The following is an 18,580-nucleotide window of genomic DNA, read 5'->3' on the forward strand; positions in this document are numbered from 1 at the left end:
CACATTCCTGGTGGTGACACCCCGAGGGGGAGGGCTTTCATGGCGGAGGGCTACGAACAGGTGGGACCCTCACTCGAAGGCGCGCACCCCGGGCGGCGGCTGGGCAACCGCTTCGAGCTCGTGCAGCGCATCAAGCAGGGCCGGGGCATCACCACCTGGCTGGGCGTGGACCTGCACACCGGCGCCCAGCTCGTCATCAAGACGACGCCCCTCTCATCGCTCGTCTCCGCGTCCCGGCGCCGGCTGGAGCACGAGGCCCGCGTGCTGCGCTCGCTCGCCAACCCCCACCTGGTGCCCCTCCTGGCGTTTGGCACGGGAGCGGAGCTGCTCTTCCTGGTGGCGCCCTTCGTCAAGGGCATGTCCCTGCAGGAACGGCTCGCCAGCGGAACCCTGTCCGTGCCCGAGGCGCTCGCCATGGGCCAGTGCGTGTTGTCCGCGCTCGCCGAGGCCCATGCCCACGGCGTGCTGCACCGGGACGTGAAGCCCTCCAACATCGTGGTGGAGGGCTACCCCACCGTCACCCGCGCCACCCTGGTGGACTTCGGCCTGGCGCGCAGCGAGCGGTTGGATCCGTCCCTGCGCGACCTGCCCGTGGGCACCGCGCGCTACCTGTCACCCGAACAGGCGGGACTGCTCAACCGCCCCGTGGAGGCCACCTCGGACCTGTACGCGCTGGGGGCCGTCCTCTTCGAGGCGCTGGCCGGCCACCCCGCCTTCGACGGCACGTCCGTGGGAGAGGTGTTGCGCCAGCACCTCACCCCGCGCCCGCGCCTGCGCACCACCGGCGTGGAGGTGCCCCGCGCGCTGGAGGAGGTCGTCGCCCGGCTGCTGCAGACGGATCCGCAGGATCGCTACCAGTCCGCGGAGTCCGCGCGCGAGGATCTGCGCGCCATCGAGGCGGCCCTCGCCCGCGGCGAGCAGGATCCCGAGCTGGTGGCGGGCGCGCACGACACGCGCCACAGCCTCACGGAGCCGTCCTTCGTGGGCCGGCAGGAGGAGCTGGCGCTGCTGGAGCGCGAGTTGGAGCGCGCCCGCGCCGAACCGGGCCGACTGCTCGTGGTGGAGGCCGAGAGCGGCGGGGGCAAGAGCCGGCTGCTGGAGGAGTTCGCCTCGCGCTCGCGTCAGCACCGGGCCTGGCTGCTGCAAGGACAAGCGGTGGCCCACTCCGCGCGGCGCCCCTTCCAGCTCATCTCGGACGTGGCCTCGGGCATCGCCTCGGCGGCCCGGGAGCGGCCCGAGCTCGCCGAGCGGCTGTACGAGCGGCTGCGCGAAGAGTCGGTGGCGGTGTGCACCGTGCTGCCCCAGCTGGTGCCCGTGCTCCGCCCGGAGCAGCAGAACCTGGGGCCCGAGTCCCTGGGCGAGAGCCGCGGCATCGCCGCCCTCACGGCGCTGCTCGGCGTGCTGGGGACGGAGAACGAGCCCGCGCTGGTGCTGCTCGATGACTGCCAGTGGGCGGACGAGCCCACGCTCAAGGCGCTGGACGGCTGGCAGCAACAGGCACGCCGGAGCGGCGCGGGCCACGTGTTGCTCGTGCTGTCGTTCCGCAGCGACGAGGTGGGCGCGGAGCATGTGCTGCGCCGGCTCCACCCCGACGCGCACCTGCGGCTCAAGGCCTTCGGGCCGGAGGATCTCACGCGCATGCTGGAGTCCATGGCGGGCCCCCTGCCGCGCGAGGCCACCGAGCTGGTGGTGCGGCTGTCCGAGGGCAATCCCTTCATGGCGTCCGCGGTGATGCATGGGCTGGTGGAGGACGGCGCGCTCGCGCCGGGCCCCGGGGGCTGGACGGTGCAGCCCGCGGCCATGGCGCACGTGCGCTCCTCGCGTCAGGCCGCCGCCTTCCTCGTGCGCCGGCTCAAGCTGCTGCCCCCCGAGTCGCTGCACCTCTTGTCCGTGGGGGCCGTGCTGGGCAAGAGCTTCGACCTGGCGCGCGTCGCCGCGCTGTCGGGCACGCCGCGGGAGCAGGTGGTGGCGGCGCTCGTGGAGCCGCAGCACCGCCACATGCTGTGGGCGGGCCAGGAGGGCCACTACACCTTCGTCCACGACAAGCTGCGCGAAGCGCTTCTCGGCCTGCTGGAGCCCGAGCAGCGCCGGGAGCTGCACCGGCTGGCGGCGCGCACCTTCGAGTCCGGGGACGAGGCGGACTCCTACGAGCTGGCCTACCACTACGACGCCGCGGGCGAGCACGCCCAGGCACTGCCCCACGCGCTGGTGGCCGCCGAGCGCGCCCGCACGCAGTTCGCCCTGGAGACGGCGGAGCTCAACTACCGCATCGCCGAGCGCGGCGCGGCCGACGCCGACACGAGCACGCGCTTCCGCATCACCTCGGGGCTCGGCGACGTGCTCATGCTGCGCGGCCGCTACGACGCCGCCCAGCAGCAGCTCGAGCGGGCCCAGCAGCTCGCCCACAACCGCCTGGAGCAGGCCCGCATCTCCTCCAAGCTCGGCGAGCTGGAGTTCAAGCGCGGCAACATGGAGGAGAGCAACGCCGCCAACGAGCAGGGGCTGGAGCTGCTCGAGCGCTGGGTGCCCGGCCACAACCTCACCTACGGCCTGCGCGCCGCGTGGGAATTGCTCGTGCAGGCGGGCCACACGCTCCTGCCCGGACGGCTCGCGCGCCGGAGCCTGGAGCACGCGGAAGAGGACCTGCTCGCGGTGCACTTCTACAACCGGCTCACGTACGGCTACTGGTACAAGCGCGGCCCCATCCCGACGTTCTGGGCCCACCTGCGCGAGGTCAACACCGCCGAGCGCTACCCGCCCACGCCCGAGCTGGCCCAGGCCTACTCCACGCACTCGCCCGTGATGACCCAGGTGCCCTGGTTCTCCCGGGCCATCACCTACCTGGAGAAGTCGCTCGCCATGCGCCGGCGCTGGGGCGACACCTGGGGCCAGGGCCAGACGCTCCACTTCTACTCGCTCGCGCTCTACGCCTCCGGCCGGTTCGAGGAGAGCATCGAGAAGGCGCGCGAGGGCATGCGGCTGCTCGCGCGCACCGGAGACAAGTGGGAGATGCACAACGCCCACTACCACGAGGCCATGTCCCTCTACCGGCTGGGGCGGCTGCGCGAGGCGGAGGAGTCCAGCCAGCGGCTGCACGCCTCCGCCGTGGCCATTGGAGACCGGTACGCGGCGCGGCTGGCCCTGGAGGTCTGGGGCAAGGCTTCCGTGGGACGCATCGCGCCGGAGTTGCTGCGCGACGCCTTCGCCGATCCCGGCATCGACACCCAGACGCACGCGGGACTGCTCCAGGCGGAGGCCCTGCGGCGGCTGCGCGAGGATGACCGGGAGGGCGCGGTGGCCACGCTGGAGACGGCCTGGCGCATGGTGGAGAAGGCCCGCCTGCGCAACGAGTACGTGACGCCCGTGGGCCCCTGGTACGTCACCGCGCTGCGGCTGCTCGCCGAACGCGTCTCGCCCCTCGCGCCCCGGCGGCGTGCCGCGCTGCTCAAGCAGGCCCGGAGCCTGGCCCACAAGGCGAGCTCCTCGGCCGAGTCCTTCCAGAACAACCTCGTCCACCTGCTGCGCGAGCGGGGTCTGCTGGAGGCCATGGCCGGCCACCCGCGCCGTGCCCGCCGCCTGCTCGAGCAGAGCCTGCGGCTGGCGGAGTCCCTGAGGATGAGCCACGAGCACGCCCAGACGCTGCTCGCGCGGGGCGAGGTGGGACAGGCCTGGGGCTGGTCCGGGGCCGCCTCGGACGTGGAGACGGCCCGGCGGCGGTTGCAGGAGTTGGAGCAGGGGCTCGGCGCCGACCACGCCGCGCCCGCGCAGGCGCCGGAGCGCCTGGAGACGCTGTCGCTGGTGGACCGCTTCCCCCGGGTCCTGGAGGCCGGACGGAGGATCGCCTCCGCGCTCACGGGCGAGGCCGTCTTCGACGCCGTGCGCGAGTCCATGATGGAGCTCTTGCGCCCGGAGCACTGCGTGGTGTTCGAGCCGCGCACGCTCCTGCCCGAGGAGGAGTTGACGGCCGAGGGCGTGAGCCGCACGGCCGTGCGCCGCGTCCTGGAGTCGGGCCAGCCGGTCATCATGGGCCAGGGCATGACGGGCGGGGTGAGCGAGAGCCTGGAATTGCTCGGGGTGCGCTCGCTCTTGTGCGCCCCCATCCAGGTGCGGGGCAAGACGGTGGCCTGCGTGTGCGCCACGCACCGGCAGGTGGGCGAGCTGTTCGGCGAGGACGAGGAGCGGCTGGTCTCCTTCGTCTGCATCCTCGCCGGCACCGCGCTGGAGAACGCCGAGGGCTTCGAGCGCATGGCCGCGCTGTCCGAGGAGCAGGGCCGGCTCTACCGCGAGGAGCAGGAGGCGGTGCGGCGCCGGGACGACTTCCTGTCCATCGCCGCGCACGAGCTCAAGACGCCGCTCACCTCGCTGCAACTGCACATCCAGGGGTTGATGTCCCAGACGCGCCCCGGTGCCCAAGCCCTGCCTCCCGAGCGTCTGGCCACCAAGCTCGAGTCGGCCAACCTCCAGACGCAGCGGCTGGGCAAGCTGGTGAACGAGCTGCTGGACATCTCGCGCATCGCCCAGGGGCAGCTGCTCACGGAGCTGGAGCCGGTGGACCTGGTGCGGGTGGTGCGCGGCGTGGCCGAGCGCTCGCGGGAGGGCCTCTCGCGCGCCGAGTGCTCGCTCCAGCTGGAGCTGGTGCCCGAGCTGGTGGGGCGCTGGGACGCCATCCGGCTGGAGCAGGTGGTGCTCAACCTGCTCACCAACGCCATGAAGTACGGCGCGGGCCGCCCCATCCACATCACCGTGGACGGAGACGCCACGCACGCGCGGCTCCAGGTGAGGGATCAGGGCATCGGCATCGCCGAGGAGGACACGGAGCGCATCTTCGAGCGCTTCGAGCGCGCCGTGTCCGTGCGCCACTACGGCGGCTTCGGCATCGGACTGTGGATCGTCCGGGAGATCGTCCGGGCCCTGGGCGGCAACATCGAGGTGCGCAGCGTGCCGGGGCAGGGAGCGACCTTCACCGTGCTCCTGCCCCTCCAGGGTCCCCGGACGCGCCCCGTCAACGGCGCTCCAGCTCCAGATAGATGACGTGGCCCACGCTGTCGCGGAACAAGTTCATCGAGCCCACCTGTTTGGGATCGATCCCCTGGGCGAGGCCCCGCATCTCGGCCTCGTCGCGGTAGACGAGCCACCAGTCCATGAAGGCCTCCAGGTAGCCGGCGTCGGGGGTGCTCAAGGCGAAGTTGGCGATCACCAACCGCCCCCCCGGGCGCAACATCCCGAAGAGCCGCTGGGTGAGCCGCTGCGCGGTGCACTGCGAGAGGTAGTCATACAGGCCCGCCGTGTAGATGAGATCCTGCGGCTCGAAGGTGGTGCGGCCCAGGACGATGGAGCGCACGGTGTCGCACACGGTGCGCACCACGTTCCCCGGGTGCTGCCGGGCGACCTCGTCCAGACTCGACTGATCCTGATCCACCGCGAGGAACTGGCCCACCCGGCGCTCGGCCACGGCGCGTGACAGCTCCGCCTCGCGCAGGTGGCCACAGGCGATGGACAGCACGCGCGGCTTCTTCACCCGCTCGGCGATGGTGTCGATTTCCCGCGCGAGGATGAGGCGCCGCTCCCGCACGCTCCGGGGCCCCGTCTGCTGGAACAGGAAGCGGTAGATGGCCTGGCCCAGGGGCGGTGCCCCGGTGCTCCGCTCGCTGTAGACATAGTCGATGAGCTCCGCGTCCCCCGCGTATCCCCTCGGGCGCACATAGCTGTGGCGGGAGTAGGGACACAGGTGCAGCAGTTCCCGCAGGGGGTGGGCGCGCGTGGACTCCAAGCAGAACACGTGCCACTCCTCGCGATCGCACTTGCGTCTCAACCAGTACAGTCCCTGGTAGAGCGCCGCCATGTCGGCCTCCACCTGACCCGAGCGCATGCGCGCGTGGATGTCGTTCAACCAGGAATCCGCCTGGAGAAAGGCGTCACTGCGCTCCACCCAATCCATCACGGGAGCCGCCAATTCGTTGCGAACATGACAGGACTCACCAAGGCCTGTGGTGTGTTTCAGCAGGAGGGAGGGATCGTGCATGACCCCCACAACGAGAGGTGCCCGGCATTCCGTTCCCCGAGCGGAAGACACACGAGCGGCCCTCGCTCCGCCGCCAGGAGACCGGCTTCTCGTCCTCATCGGGTGTCGGACGTCGCGCCACCCGAGCGCTTGCCCGCGATGAACGAGGCGATCCGCTCGATGGTGTCCAGGTTCTCCGGCCCCGCCTCGTCGTCGCCCACCGTGATGCCGAACTCGCTCTCCAGGTAAAGGATGAGTTCGAGGGTGTCCGTCGAGTCCATCATCCCCGAGCTGAGCAAGGACATGCCGTCGGACAGCGCGGCGTGCTCATTGCGAAGGAAAGTCATCCGGATGAACTGACGCAGCTGGCTCTTCGTCTCCGTCTCCATGACCCATGGAACGTGCGAGCCCACCTCACGCCATCCCGCCTACTCTCGCCCACATGGACGCCCCCGGGGGAGCTAGAGGGTGGCGGAGGCCGGAGCGGAGCGCTCGTCCCCCAGGCCGTGTTGAGCCAGCACCCACGCCAGATCGTCCGCGAGCGCGAGCACCGGCTTCACGGTGCACCCCGTGGCGGCCTCGAGCTCCTCGAGCAGCCCGAGATTGTCCGGCTCGCTGGTGGCCACGTAGACGAGGCCCCGCGCCTCCTCGCCCCATTGAATCCGCAGGGGGCACACGCGCAGCCTGCTGAGCACCCCCTCCGGCACGCACCGCAGCAGCGCCCTCGGCACGCGCTCCAGCCCCTCGCGGCGGACAAAGGGCAGCTGCAGGTGCTGCGACAACGTCGTGAGCGTCTGCTCGGGCGTGAGCAGGCCCAGGGCCAGCGCGGCCTCTCCCAGGCGGCATCCGTGGCGCCGGTGGTAGGCCAGCGCCTGATCCACCTGTGCCGACGACAACAGTCCGCTCGCCACCCACAGCTCACCCAGCCTCATCTCCCACACGCCGCACCTCTTCCGCTCGACGACGTCCACCCCCAGCCCCACCCCACCCCGAGGACGTTCCATGCGCGGCGCGTGCCATAACGGGACTCCATGGATTCCGAGGGCTTGGCGAGCCCTTCGACACCGGCACCCCCGGAACGATGGAAAAATTTCAGAGAGAGCGGCGCGGAGATCCAGGGGAAGAAGGGGTGGACAGGGATGTCGACGCGGCGCGCGCTGGCGGTAGAGTGCGCCACCCCCGGGAGCACCGAACCACGCATGCCCTTTCAGATCACCGTCTACGAGGCGGACCGCATCATTGATGTCGTCTATCCCCCACAGCCCACCGAGGAGGATGTGGAGGACTACCTCAAGCGCATCCGCGAGACGATCCTCCGTCTGGGCAGCCCCTGGAGCGCGCTGGTGGATCAGGCGCAGCTGCGGGTGATGCCTCCGGACATGGTGGCCACCATGGCCAACCTCAATGCCTTCGCGCAGCACCACGGCATGAAGCGCTCGGCGCGCGTGGTGACGGACCCCTCCTCGGGCCTGAGGGCGTGGCACATGACCAAGCGGGCCATGCTCACCATCCCCACCCGCACCTTCGACACGCGCGAAGCCGCCCTGGCCTGGCTGCGCAACCCCGAGGACGACTAGGCCCCGGCCGGGCGAGGTCCGCATCCGGACGCTTGACAGCCCGGGAGGGGGAAACTAACGCGGGGGGCCATGAGCACGCCCACATTCCCCTCGCCCTCCACTCCGGTGTCCATCGAAGGTCCCCCGAAAGTCCTGCTGCTGGAGAACATCCACGCGTCCGCCGCGGAGATGTTCGCCGCCGAGGGCTTCCAGGTGGAGCGGCTCAAGGGCGCGCTCAAGCCCGAGGAGCTGGAGCAGCGCATCCAGGGCGTGCACGTGCTGGGCATCCGCAGCAAGACGAACGTCCACGAGCTGGCGCTCGCCAAGGCGCCGCAACTGCTCGCGGTGGGCTGCTTCTGCATCGGCACCAATCAGGTGGACCTGGCCTCGGCCAACCGCCACGGCACGCCCGTGTTCAACGCGCCGTTCAGCAACACGCGCAGCGTGGCGGAGCTCGTCATCGCGGAGATCATCATGCTCAGCCGGCAGCTGGGCGACCGCAACCGCGAGGTGCACACGGGCCAGTGGCGCAAGGTGTCCGTGGGCAGCTACGAGGTGCGCGGCAAGACGCTGGGCATCGTGGGCTATGGGCACATCGGCTCGCAGCTGGGCGTGCTGGCCGAGTCCATGGGCATGCGCGTCATCTTCTATGACGTGATGACGAAGCTGCCCCTGGGCAACACGCGCGCCACGGCCACGCTGGAGGAGCTGCTGGAGAACTCGGACTTCGTGACGCTGCACGTGCCGGCCACGCCCGCCACGGAGAAGATGATGGGCGTGGCGGAGCTGGCGCGCATGAAGAAGGGCGCCTCGCTCATCAACGCGAGCCGGGGCACGGTGGTGGACATCGAGGCGCTGGCCAACGCGCTGCGCTCGGGCCACCTGGGCGGCGCCGCGGTGGACGTCTACCCGGAGGAGCCGGAGACCAACAGCGACGGCTTCAGCTCCGCGCTGCAGGGGCTGTCCAACGTCATCCTCACCCCGCACATCGGCGGCTCCACCGAGGAGGCCCAGGCGTCCATCGGCAAGGAGGTGGCCACCTCGCTCATCAAGCTGGTGAAGACGGGCGCCACGACGGGCGCGGTGAACTTCCCGCAGGTGGAGGTGCCGCTGATTCCCAAGACGCACCGCATCCTCAACGTGCACCGCAACACGCCGGGCGTGCTGCGTGACATCAACCGCATCGTCTCGGACCTCAACGCCAACATCCATGCGCAGGTGCTGAGCACGGACGCGAACATCGGCTACCTGGTGATGGATCTGGACCAGGACGTGGCCGCCCCGGTGTGCCAGGCCATCGCGAGCCTGAAGACGGACATCAAGACGCGCATCGTGTCCTGACGCGGAAGGCCCCGGGCCGGGGACGCCTCACCCCGGCTCGGAGGACTCGGAGAACCCGAGGGCTTCCAGGGGCAGTTCGAGCGCCTCGAAGGGCTCGGCGCGCACGCGCTCGTGACCGCTCCAGGCGCCCCGCTCCAGCCACTGCCCCTCGTGCCACCGGAGCACTTCCAGGGTGCGCAGCATGGGGTCCACGAGCCAGACGTACTCGACGCCTTCCCGCGCGTAGCGCTGCTTCTTGAGGGTCCGGTCGATGCGCGCCGTGGAGGGCGAGAGCACCTCGCAGACCCAGTCCGGGGCCAGGGTGAAGTGGGGCACGGGCACCCGGACGGGCATGCGCGAGCGCCGCCAGCCCGCGAGATCCGGGACCAGCACATCCGGACCGAGGTGCAGCTCGGGCTCGGTGAAGTACCACCAACCCCCCGGGCCGTCACGGCCCTTCTGGAAGGGCCCCCCCAGCTCCACCGAGAGCGCGAAGCTGGCGGCCGAGTGTGGGCTCGCGGGCCGAGGGGACACGATGAGCTGGCCCCCCAGGATTTCCCCCACCACGTGGGGAGGCAGGGCCTCGAGCCGCGCGCGGGTGGCCTCGTCAGGAGGCGGTGGTGTCTCCTCCGTCATCGGCGTGTGTCCTCTCCCCTGCGTCGCTCCAAGAGCCAACATGTCCCCTCCGCGGCTCCCGCGCCAGTCCCAGGACATTACTTCCGGGGTCTGACACGGACAACCTACCCGAGCGGACACGGAGGACGCCCGCTCGCGGGCTCACACGTCGAGGATCTTCCCCGGGTTGAGGATGTTGTGGGGATCCAAGGCGCGCTTGAGCGTGCGCAGCATGTCGAGCTCCCCGGCCGAGCGCGAGAAGGGCAGGTAGTCCTTCTTGAGCAGGCCGATGCCGTGCTCGGCGGAGATGCTGCCGCCGTGCTTGCGCACCAGCTCGAAGATGGCCGGATCCGCCTGCTTCGTGTGGGCGAGGAACTCGGACTTCTCCATGCCCTCGGGCTTCATGATGTTGATGTGGAGGTTGCCATCCCCGATGTGCCCGAACAGGGCGATCTCCCAGTCCGGGTAGCGCTCGTGGAAGACGGAGTCCAGCTCGGAGCAGAACGCCTCCAGGTTCGCCACCGGCAGGGACACGTCGTTCTTGTGCGGCAGTCCCGTGGCGGACAGGCTCTCGCTGATGCTCTCGCGCAGGGCCCACAGCTCGCTTGCCTGGGACGGGCTCTGCGCGAGCGTGCCGTCCGTCACCAGCCCCTGCTCGAAGAGCGTGCCCAGCCAGTTCTCCACCTCGGTGGGATCCCGCCCCTCCGCCTCCATCAGCACGTAGCAGCCACTGGGCGCCTCGAAGGGCGAGCGCAGCTTGCGGTGGCGCTGCACGCGCGCCAGGCATTTGTCGGTGAAGAACTCGTAGGCGCTCAGCACGAGCGGCGCGCGGCGGGCCTCGCGGAACAGGCGCAGCACCCCGGCCACGTCCGGCACGGCGAAGAGGAACACCTCCTGCTTGCCGGGCAGGGGCGTGAGCTTGAGCGTGGCCTCGGTGATGACGCCCAGCGTGCCCTCGCTGCCGATGAAGAGCTGGCGCAAGTCCGCGCCGGTGTTGTTCTTCTCCAGCGCGCCGTTGAGCTCCAGCACCTGGCCCTGGGCCGTCACCACTTGTAGGCCCAGCACCCAGTTGCGCGTGAGGCCGTAGCGGATGACCTTCACGCCGCCCGCGTTGGTGGCGATGTTGCCGCCCACCTGACTGGAGCCCTTGGAGGCGAAGTCCACCGGCCACGTCAGCCCATGCTCGGCGCAGTGATGGTGCACCGCCTCCGTCACCGCGCCCGCCTGCACGCGCACCGTGTTGCCCAGCAGCTCCACCGGCTCCATCCGGTTCATCCGCCGCAGCGACAGCACCAGCTCGCCCCGGGCGGCCACCGCGCCCGCCGCCAGGCCCGTGCGCCCTCCCGAGGGCACCACCGGAATCCGGTGCGCGTCGCACAGGGCCAACAGGCGCGCCACCTCGTCCGTGGTGCGGGGAAAGGCCACCGCACTGGGCGCGGCCGCGTGGACCCGCGTCCAATCGCGCCCGTACTCCTGGAGCTCGCTCGAATCACGGGTGAGGAAGTCCGCCGGGAATCCTTCGGCCACGGCGCGCAGGAACGCTTCGGGGAGCACATCGGCCATGGGGAGCACCTAGTGCAGCGCGCCCTCCATGGCAAGCCAGCGCACGGGCAACGAAGCACTCCTCAAGACGGCGTCCCACCATCCTCCTGCGCCGGGGCGGGTAGGGAAGGCTCAGCCGACGTGGGCGCGGCGGTGGTGGACGGCTCCACCGGAACCGGCGCCGTGCCGGCGTCCAAGGCCATGCCCGCGTCCGCGTCCGCGTCCGTGCCCGCGTCCAAGGCCATGCCCGCGTCCAAGGCCACGCCGGCGTCCTGGACCAGGGGCGCCGAGACCTCGGGGAGCGCCGGGGGGACGGGCTCCGGCTCGGCAGTGGGCAGGGGCACCGCCGCCTGCTCCGGTGGAGCGGCTGGCTCGGGTTTCACCTCGGTCTCGAGGAAAGCATCCGCCTCCACGACCCGATGGAGCTGGGCCAGGGCCCGCTCGAAATCCCGGCCCAGGCGCGCCTCGACGAGCGGCACCAGGTAATGAAGGAAGGGGTTGCCGCCCACTTCCCCCTCGTCCACCCATGTCACCAGGGTGCCATCCTCCGAGGAGGTGAAGGAGATGCGGCCCCGCGCGCGGAAGCGGCCCCCGTCCAGCGACGCGACATAGGCCACTCCCTTGGACGGCTCCGCCTCGGAGAGCGAGAGGGTTCCCCGCCCCACCCGCTCGCCGCTCCAACTGCGCACGGCGCCCGCGCCCGACGTGCTGCCAAACGCCCACTGGCCATCGGGATAGTGCTCCTCGTGCCAGGGGACCCACGCCCGCCAGCGCCTCGGGTCGGCCACGTGGGGGTACACCGCCTCGGCCGGCGCGCGCAGGAGCGTCGAACGCTCGACCCGGTAGGTCGACGGCAACACGAAGCCCAGGACGAGCACGAAGCCGAGCAGGCTCCCGAAGGAGATGAGGATCTTCTTGAGCATCAAGCGACTCCAGGGCGGAGTGCCCCCGGGGGACCGCACCCTAGCAGACCCGGATCCCCACCCGAACCCTCCCTTGAGGCGACCTTCCCCGCTTCTCTCCCGGCCCCGGCTCGCGAACAATCGGGGCGATGACGCCCACCCTCCCTCCAAGGAAGCGCCGGGCGCGGGGCACCCCGCGCGTCCCCGTGCCGCTGTGCCTGCTGCTGCTGATGATGAGTCCGGACGCCCGGGCCCAGTCACCGGAGGAACCGCGTCCCCCCACCGAGGAGCCCGAAATCACCCCCGCGCCACCGCCCACCGTGCCCGTGGACGACTCGCCCCCGTGGAGCACGCGCTTCGGCCTCCGGCTGGGAGTGGGCGCGCCCGAGGGGGTGGGGGCCGCGGCCATCGTCCACCCGAGGCCCTGGCTCCGGGTGCACGTGGGCGGCGCGAGGAACTACCTGGGAGCCTCCCTGCGGGGAGGGGTGGACCTGCTGCCCATCCGGCTCTTCATGTCACCGGTGCTGGGGCTGACGTACGGCCATGCCTTCGACATGGACTACGAGGGACTGCTCTCGCGGCTGCACGGCGAGCCCACCTCGGCGGGGACGGCCATCCGGCGCGTGGAGGTGGATCAACTGAGCGCCACCCTGGGCCTGGAGTTCTCCCCCTGGCGCCCGGTGACGTTCTTCGGAGTCGTGGGCATCAGCTACGCCTTCATCCGCGTCGCGGACCCGAAGGCCTTCATCCGCGAGGCGGAGGAGGATCCGGAGCTCTCCTCCACGCCCCTGCACCTGGGCATCTCCACCCCGGTGGCCCGGCTGGGCGTCATCCTCTATTTCAACTGACGGAGCACCCCATGCCCTCCCTGCCCCGCCTCCTGATCCTGACCGCCGCCGTGCTGCTCGCTCCGGGCTGCCGGAAGATCGCCGATACCTTCTTCGTGGTGACCGCCGAGACCGACGAGCTCTGCAAGGCGGAGCGAGGCCTGACGTTCTCCGGAGATGGCACGGACACGCTCACGCACACGGTCATCTTCCCCTTGGGGCAGATGGGCACGGACCTGCCCGAGGGCCATCTGGAAACCGAGCTCCGCGTGAGGCTGTTCGAGCTCGACGTCATGCGAGGAGAGGTGGACCTGAAGGAGGACCTCCAGGTGGTGAAGGTATCGCTGCGGCGACGGGGCGCCACGGAGTTCATCCGCACCCTGCTGGAGCAGGAGAACAACGCGTCCTCGCAGGCGTTCACCCCCACCCGGCTCGTGCTCCGGGCCGTGGAGGCGGCGAGCGTGCCCGAACTGGCGCGGGACGAGCAGGTGGAAATGGTGTTGGAGGCGCGCACGAGGAGGCCCCTCCCGGCATGGACGGCGGACCTCCAGGTCTGCGCGAGCCTGCGCGCCGAGGTGCATTACTTCCACCTCATCTATTGAGCACCCGCCGCGCCACCCAGTCCCGGGCGCGGAGGCTCGGCCGGAGCAGGAAGTCGAAGTGCCCGGCCTCCACGCGCCGCACGAGCGCCCGGTCCTGGGAGATGAACTCCGCGGCATCCCAGGGGAAGGCACGAGGCGCGGGCAGGTCCTCGCTCTCGACGGTGGAGGACGGGGCGACGTCCAGATAGCGCGCGTAGGTGGCGAAGAACTGGTCCACGCTCGAGGCCACGGGGACGGCGTACAGCGTCTCGTAGATGTCCACCCACACCACCGGCTGCGGGCCCCCCGCCTCCCCGAGCCATGGCACCGTGGCGTAGCAATAGGCCAACCGGTCGTCCTTGCCGAACACGAGCAGCGAGGCGAAGGGCTCCTCCCAGTCCCGGCGCCAGTGGGCGTTCACCCGGTGCAGGTCGGGCCGCCGCGTGTGGTGCACCGGGAAGAGGTACAGCTCGTCGTGGATCCACAGGTAGTTGGCGCGGGCGTGGACCCGCGCGAGCTGGGGATCCATGGGCTGACCGGCCACGAGGGCGTCCCGAGACTCGGACGAGCGCAAGGGCGGCTCCAGCTTCACGGGATGCGCGCGGACGCGGCAGACCTCCAACAGGCGCTCGAGGCCGGGCAACGGGCTGCTGCAGGGCATGGCGGCTCTCCTCCCACGAGGGTGTCCTTCGCGGTCACCCGACTGTAGATGACCGCGAAGGTCATGTCACGGTCCAAGCCCGAAGGAGCCCCCGTCCACGCGCCGCCCGTGGTAGGCACGGACGCCCATGGACTCCGCGCGGACCGCTCCTCGAATCCTCGTCGTCGGCTGTGGTGGAATCGGCGGCGTGCTGCTCTCGCGCCTCCTGGAGGGAGGCCACCGGGTGTCCGCGGTGGCGCGCCGGGAGGAGATCGCCCAGGTGCTGCGCACGCGCGGACCCGTGCTGCGCGACGAGAAGGGCGAGCGCACCGTGCGGGGAGACCTGGAGGTCTTCGTGCAGCCTCCGGCCCAGGGGACCTACGACTTCATCCTGCTCGCCACCCCGCCCACGGGAGTGGAAGCGGCGGCCCGGGACACGCGCCACCTGCTCGCGCCAGAAGGGGCCATGGCCGTGCTGGCCAATGGCCTGTGCGAGGAGCGGGTGGCCCGGGTGGTGGGCGAGGACCAGGTCATCGGCGCCGTCGTGGCCTGGGGCGCGTCGTCTCCGGAGACCGGCGTCTACGTCCGGACGGCGCAGGGAGGCATCGTGCTCGGCGTCCTGCGAGGCGGGACGGACGCCCGCCTGGAGCCCTTGGCCGGCGTGCTGCGCGCGATGTGTCCGGTGGACTTCACCACGAACCTGCGCGGCGTGCGCTGGAGCAAGCTGGCCATCAACTGCGCCATCTCCTCCCTGGGCACGGTGGGAGGAGACCGGATGGGCCCCCTCCTGCGCCGCCGCTTCGTGCGCCGGCTCGGACTGGAAGTCTTCACCGAGGTCCTCCAGGTGGCCCGCGCCGAGGGCGTGAAGGTGGAGAAGGTGGCGTCCACGCTGGAGCTGGGCTGGCTCGCGCTGGACGAGACGGAGCGGCACGCGCGGGGCTCGGCGTCGCTGCTGCTCAAGCACGCGGTGCTCCTGGCCGTCGGGGCGCGCTACCGCATGATGCGCTCCTCCATGCTGGCGGCGATCGAACGGGGCCGGGAGCCCCCCGTGGACTACCTCAACGGCGAGGTGGTCCAGCGCGCACGGACGCATGGGCTCGCGGTGCCGGTGAACGAGTGCCTGTGGGAAACAGTGCACGCCCTCGCCCGGCACGAGCTGAAGCCCGGGGTGGACACCCTGCGCGGTGTCTACGAGCGGACCCGGCCCCAACGCCCCTGACGGGCCGGAAGTTGGACGAAACGCCGGGGGCCTCGTAGGAAGAAAGCCGTGCGGCGCAAGCGCAAGAGCGGCGGATTTCCCTGGGTACGGGTGGGGCTGTGTGCCCTGGCCCCGCTCGTGCTGCTCAACCTGGCGGTGGCCTTCTTCGGCGACACCCGCGTGCCCCTCTTCTCCCTGTCCTTCCTCCAGGAGAAGGCCCACGCCCTGTCCGCCTACGCGCGCCACCGCCCCACCTGTCTGCTCGACGGACACCCGGAGATGGAGACGCTCATCCGGGACACCGAGCGCCGTCACCACCTGCCCGCCGGCCTGCTGCGAGCGCTCGTGCACGTGGAGTCCAACACCCAGCCGCACCGCATCTCCCCCGCGGGCGCCATGGGCCCCGGCCAGCTCATGCCCTCCACCGCGAACCTGCTGCGCGTGGAGGACCCGTTCGATCCCGCCCCGGCGCTCGATGGCAGCGCGCGCTACCTCGCCGAACAGCTCGCGCGCTACCGGGGCAACGTGACGCTCGCGGTGGCGGCCTACAACGCGGGCCCCGGCAACGTGAATGGCCGCGTGCCGCGCAACGGAGAGACGGAGTTCTACGTGGACAAGGTGCTCACCGCCTATGCCCGCCTGCGGCCGCCCGCCACCGCCGTCAAACGCCAGGCCCGCCCCACGAGCGCGCCCGTCCGCCATCCTCCCGTGGACCGACCCTCCGCCGGATGACCGACCTCCTCCGGATGACCGACGGTTCCGCCCCGCGGAACGTGCGATTCCCTGGAGCATGAAGAAAAGCCTCTTCCGCTTCCTGCTGCTCGGCGCCGGACTCCTGGTCGCCCTGTTCCTGCTCGTCGTCCTCTTCGGGAACAACATCCGGAAACTCTTTGGAGCGAGCGCGTCGTCACTCTCCGGACACGAGGAGCTGGCGCGAGCGCCCAGCGCGCTCAAGCAGAAGACCCTGCGCGACTTCAGCAGAAACGAGAGCCAGTCCGCCGCGGCACCGGCGGCGATAGCCGCCCCGGCGCCCGCCCCGCCGCCCCGCCTCCGCCCCCCCCGACGGGCAACACGCACGCGGCCCACAAGCCCAACCCCTTCACCCTCACGAAAGAGGACCGCTACTCCACCTTCGGGGTGGACGTGGACACGGCCTCCTACACCCTCTTCCGCCGCTACGTCACCGAGGGGAGCGCGCCTCCGCGCGACGCCATCCGCGTGGAGGAGTGGATGAACTATTTCAGCTACAGCTACCCCCAGCCCCAGGAGGGAGACTTCCACGTGGACCTGGAGGGAGCGCCCTCGCCCTTCACCCCGGGCCGGCACCTCGTGAAGGTGGGACTGCAGGGGCGCACCATCGCCCCGAGCGAGCGCAAGCCCACCCACCTCGTCTTCCTGGTGGACACCAGCGGCTCCATGCACTCCCAGGACAAGCTGCCGCTCGCCCAGAAGTCCATGAAGCTCATGGTGGACGGACTCAACCCGACGGACACCGTGGCGCTCGTCACCTACGCGGGCTCCGTGCGGGACGTGCTGCCCCCCACCCCCGCCACCCAGCGCGACACGCTCTTCGCCGCCATCGACTCGCTCTCCGCCAACGGCTCCACCGCCATGGGCAGCGGCTTGCAGCTCGCCTACCGGCACGCCACGAAGCACGCCGGCCCCCAGCGCGTCTCGCGCGTGGTCGTGCTCACCGACGGCGACGCCAACGTCGGCACCGTCAACGCCGACGACATGCTCACGAGCATCCAGGGCTACGTGCAGGAGGGCGTCACCCTGTCCACCATCGGCTTCGGCATGGGCAACTACCGGGATGACCTGATGGAGAAGCTGGCCGACAAGGGCAACGGCAACTGCTTCTACATCGACAGCGAGCGCGAGGCGCGCCGCGTCTTCCAGGAGCGGCTCGCGGGCACGCTGGAGGTCATCGCCCAGGACGTGAAGATCCAGGTGGAGTTCAATCCCTCGGCCGTCCGGGGCTACCGGCTGCTCGGCTACGAGAACCGGGACATCGCCGACAAGGACTTCCGCAACGACAAGGTGGACGCCGGGGAGATTGGCGCCGGCCACTCCGTCACCGCCCTGTACGAGGTGGAGCTCACCGGCGGGGCGGCGCAGGTGGCCACGGTGCGCGTGCGCGCCAAGAAGCCCGGCGGCGTGGAGGCCGCCGAGCAGCGCTTCTCCCTGGAGCGCGGCCAGTTGCACGCCTCGCTGCGCAAGGCCTCGAGCAACCTGCGCTTCGCCGCCGCCGTGGCGGGCACCGCGGACATCCTCCGGGGCGCGCCCCAGGCCGGCGACTGGAGCCTGGCCACCGCCGAGTCCCTCGCCGAGTCCTCCGTGGAGGGCCTGAGCGACCGCGCCGAATTCCTCGGCCTGCTGCGCCGCGTGCGCGAGTTCCACGCCCCCTCGGTCGCCAGCGTCCCGTACTGACCCACTATCGGCGCTAGCGCCGCGTCCAGGCGCCCGACGGCGTGGGCTCCAACCCGTAGGTGAAGACGAACGCCTCGCCCTCGCGCGTGCGCCGGGTGGATACCGTCCCATCCTCCCGGCACCAGTCGATCTCGTCCTCGCGCATCGAGCGCGTCAGGTACGGCAGCAGCGTCTGGGGATCCGTCACGAGCTCGAAGGTCTTGCGGGCCCGGGCGTGCTCACACGGGTCGGACTCCTTATAAGGATGAAGCGGCGCGGTCTCGACCCGCAGGCGGACACAGCGCTTGTCCGCCTCGCCGGGAACGCACTCCACCCCCACCTCGACGGTGGTGCGCTCCTCGGCCTCCACCTCCTCGCGCTGGAAGGCGTTCTGCCCCATCCACATCTTCGTCGCGAAGCGCACCGTCTCGCCGGGCAGCAACATGACGTCGCGCCAGTGCCCCACGCGCTGCTCCCAACGAATCCGGGCCACCTCCTCCTGGGACGCATGGAGCGTCCGACGCAGGTGCTCCTGCTGCTCGGGCGCCATGGGAAGCACGTTGAGCAGCCCCATCGCGGCGGAGTCCTCGGGCGGCTCGAACCCGGTGAAGGCCCCCTCGGCATCGAAGAGCACCGACATCTCGGGGTCCGCGAAGGCGGCGACACCGGCCTCGGGGCTCTCACCGGGCTGGACGACGAGCCGCCGCGGCCCCTCGCCCTCGCCGGGCCCCAGCTTCCACCAATAGATGCGCTCCCCTTGGGAGCCCGCGCTGACGACGGAGTGGGAGACCCGGGCGGACAGGGTCTCCGGCCACGCGAAGCGCAGGACGACCGCGCCTGGAGGGATTCGCGAGTGGGACGACGTGACGCAGGCGGACATCCCGGCGAGCAGGGAGGCCGACAGCAGGAAGGGACGGAGCAGGTGGGGCATCAGGCCGGAGACGATAGCGCGTCCGCGAGTCCCGACGCCGCCGCTCCGGCCCTCGCCG

The 18,580-nt window shown here is 71.1% G+C and carries 16 protein-coding genes; 8 read left to right on the forward strand and 8 right to left on the reverse strand.

The window, feature by feature from the left end:
* Positions 1–39: 39 nt before the first annotated feature.
* Positions 40–5,031 carry an ATP-binding protein gene (locus tag MEBOL_RS10205; RefSeq protein ID WP_095977237.1) on the forward strand — a complete coding sequence of 1,664 codons (4,992 nt, stop codon included), beginning with the start codon at positions 40–42 and terminating at the stop codon, positions 5,029–5,031.
* Here MEBOL_RS10205 and MEBOL_RS10210 read toward each other — a convergent pair.
* The 3 genes from MEBOL_RS10210 to MEBOL_RS10220 form a co-directional block, all read right to left on the reverse strand.
* Entirely contained in the window at positions 5,003–5,938 is a 936-nt protein-coding gene (locus MEBOL_RS10210) for a class I SAM-dependent methyltransferase family protein (RefSeq protein WP_245920041.1), read from the reverse strand. The genes MEBOL_RS10205 and MEBOL_RS10210 overlap by 29 nt on opposite strands.
* 179 nt (positions 5,939–6,117) lie before the next feature.
* Positions 6,118–6,390 carry an acyl carrier protein gene (locus tag MEBOL_RS10215; protein WP_095977238.1) on the reverse strand — a complete coding sequence of 91 codons (273 nt, stop codon included), beginning with the start codon at positions 6,388–6,390 and terminating at the stop codon, positions 6,118–6,120.
* Between the two features lie 72 nt (positions 6,391–6,462).
* Positions 6,463–7,005, reverse strand: a complete 543-nt coding sequence (locus tag MEBOL_RS10220; protein WP_095977239.1) for a GspE/PulE/PilB domain-containing protein — start codon at positions 7,003–7,005, stop codon at positions 6,463–6,465.
* A gap of 195 nt (positions 7,006–7,200) precedes the next feature.
* Here MEBOL_RS10220 and MEBOL_RS10225 point away from each other — a divergent pair, with 195 nt between their 5' ends.
* Together MEBOL_RS10225 and serA are read left to right on the forward strand one after the other, a co-directional pair.
* Positions 7,201–7,578: a SpoIIAA family protein gene (locus tag MEBOL_RS10225; protein WP_095982696.1), complete on the forward strand. Its 378-nt coding sequence runs from the start codon at positions 7,201–7,203 to the stop codon at positions 7,576–7,578.
* Between the two features lie 69 nt (positions 7,579–7,647).
* A complete protein-coding gene (serA, locus tag MEBOL_RS10230) occupies positions 7,648–8,898 on the forward strand; it encodes a phosphoglycerate dehydrogenase (protein ID WP_095977240.1) in 1,251 nt (416 codons plus the stop codon).
* A gap of 27 nt (positions 8,899–8,925) precedes the next feature.
* Here the strand turns inward: serA and MEBOL_RS10235 are convergent, their stop codons facing one another.
* The 3 genes from MEBOL_RS10235 to MEBOL_RS10245 all read right to left on the reverse strand — a co-directional run bounded on the left by MEBOL_RS10235 (position 8,926) and on the right by MEBOL_RS10245 (position 11,957).
* The gene (locus MEBOL_RS10235; protein WP_179956405.1) at positions 8,926–9,513 is read right to left on the reverse strand and encodes a Uma2 family endonuclease; all 588 of its coding nucleotides are present in this window, start codon (positions 9,511–9,513) and stop codon (positions 8,926–8,928) included.
* 141 nt (positions 9,514–9,654) lie between these two features.
* A complete protein-coding gene (locus MEBOL_RS10240; protein ID WP_095977242.1) occupies positions 9,655–11,055 on the reverse strand; it encodes an FAD-binding oxidoreductase in 1,401 nt (466 codons plus the stop codon).
* Positions 11,056–11,117: 62 nt separating this feature from the next.
* Positions 11,118–11,957 (reverse strand): SRPBCC family protein, encoded by an 840-nt coding sequence (locus tag MEBOL_RS10245; protein WP_095977243.1) that lies wholly within the window; start codon positions 11,955–11,957, stop codon positions 11,118–11,120.
* 128 nt (positions 11,958–12,085) lie between these two features.
* Between MEBOL_RS10245 and MEBOL_RS10250 the strand changes: the two genes are divergently transcribed.
* The gene (locus MEBOL_RS10250; RefSeq protein WP_157774856.1) at positions 12,086–12,784 is read left to right on the forward strand and encodes a hypothetical protein; all 699 of its coding nucleotides are present in this window, start codon (positions 12,086–12,088) and stop codon (positions 12,782–12,784) included.
* Between the two features lie 11 nt (positions 12,785–12,795).
* Positions 12,796–13,365 (forward strand): hypothetical protein, encoded by a 570-nt coding sequence (locus MEBOL_RS10255; protein WP_095977245.1) that lies wholly within the window; start codon positions 12,796–12,798, stop codon positions 13,363–13,365.
* Here MEBOL_RS10255 and MEBOL_RS10260 read toward each other — a convergent pair.
* Positions 13,355–14,005, reverse strand: a complete 651-nt coding sequence (locus MEBOL_RS10260; RefSeq protein WP_095977246.1) for a hypothetical protein — start codon at positions 14,003–14,005, stop codon at positions 13,355–13,357. The two genes, MEBOL_RS10255 and MEBOL_RS10260, sit on opposite strands and share 11 nt — an antisense overlap.
* A gap of 127 nt (positions 14,006–14,132) precedes the next feature.
* On the opposite strand from MEBOL_RS10260, the gene MEBOL_RS10265 reads away from it, so the two are divergent.
* From MEBOL_RS10265 to MEBOL_RS10275, 3 genes are read left to right on the forward strand one after another with little or no spacing between them, the layout of a single operon-like run.
* On the forward strand, positions 14,133–15,203 hold the full coding sequence (locus MEBOL_RS10265; protein ID WP_095977247.1) for a ketopantoate reductase family protein: 1,071 nt from the start codon (positions 14,133–14,135) through the stop codon (positions 15,201–15,203).
* A 48-nt stretch (positions 15,204–15,251) separates the two neighbouring features.
* Positions 15,252–15,914 (forward strand): lytic transglycosylase domain-containing protein, encoded by a 663-nt coding sequence (locus MEBOL_RS10270; protein WP_095977248.1) that lies wholly within the window; start codon positions 15,252–15,254, stop codon positions 15,912–15,914.
* Between the two features lie 51 nt (positions 15,915–15,965).
* A complete protein-coding gene (locus MEBOL_RS10275) occupies positions 15,966–17,612 on the forward strand; it encodes a YfbK domain-containing protein (RefSeq protein WP_095977249.1) in 1,647 nt (548 codons plus the stop codon).
* Positions 17,613–17,625: 13 nt separating this feature from the next.
* On the opposite strand, the gene MEBOL_RS10280 is transcribed toward MEBOL_RS10275, so the two are convergent.
* Positions 17,626–18,522, reverse strand: a complete 897-nt coding sequence (locus tag MEBOL_RS10280) for a hypothetical protein (RefSeq protein WP_095977250.1) — start codon at positions 18,520–18,522, stop codon at positions 17,626–17,628.
* Between the last annotated feature and the right edge of the window lie 58 nt (positions 18,523–18,580).

It is taken from the genome of Melittangium boletus DSM 14713, from assembly GCF_002305855.1.
Taxonomy (GTDB): Bacteria; Myxococcota; Myxococcia; order Myxococcales; family Myxococcaceae; genus Cystobacter; species Cystobacter boletus.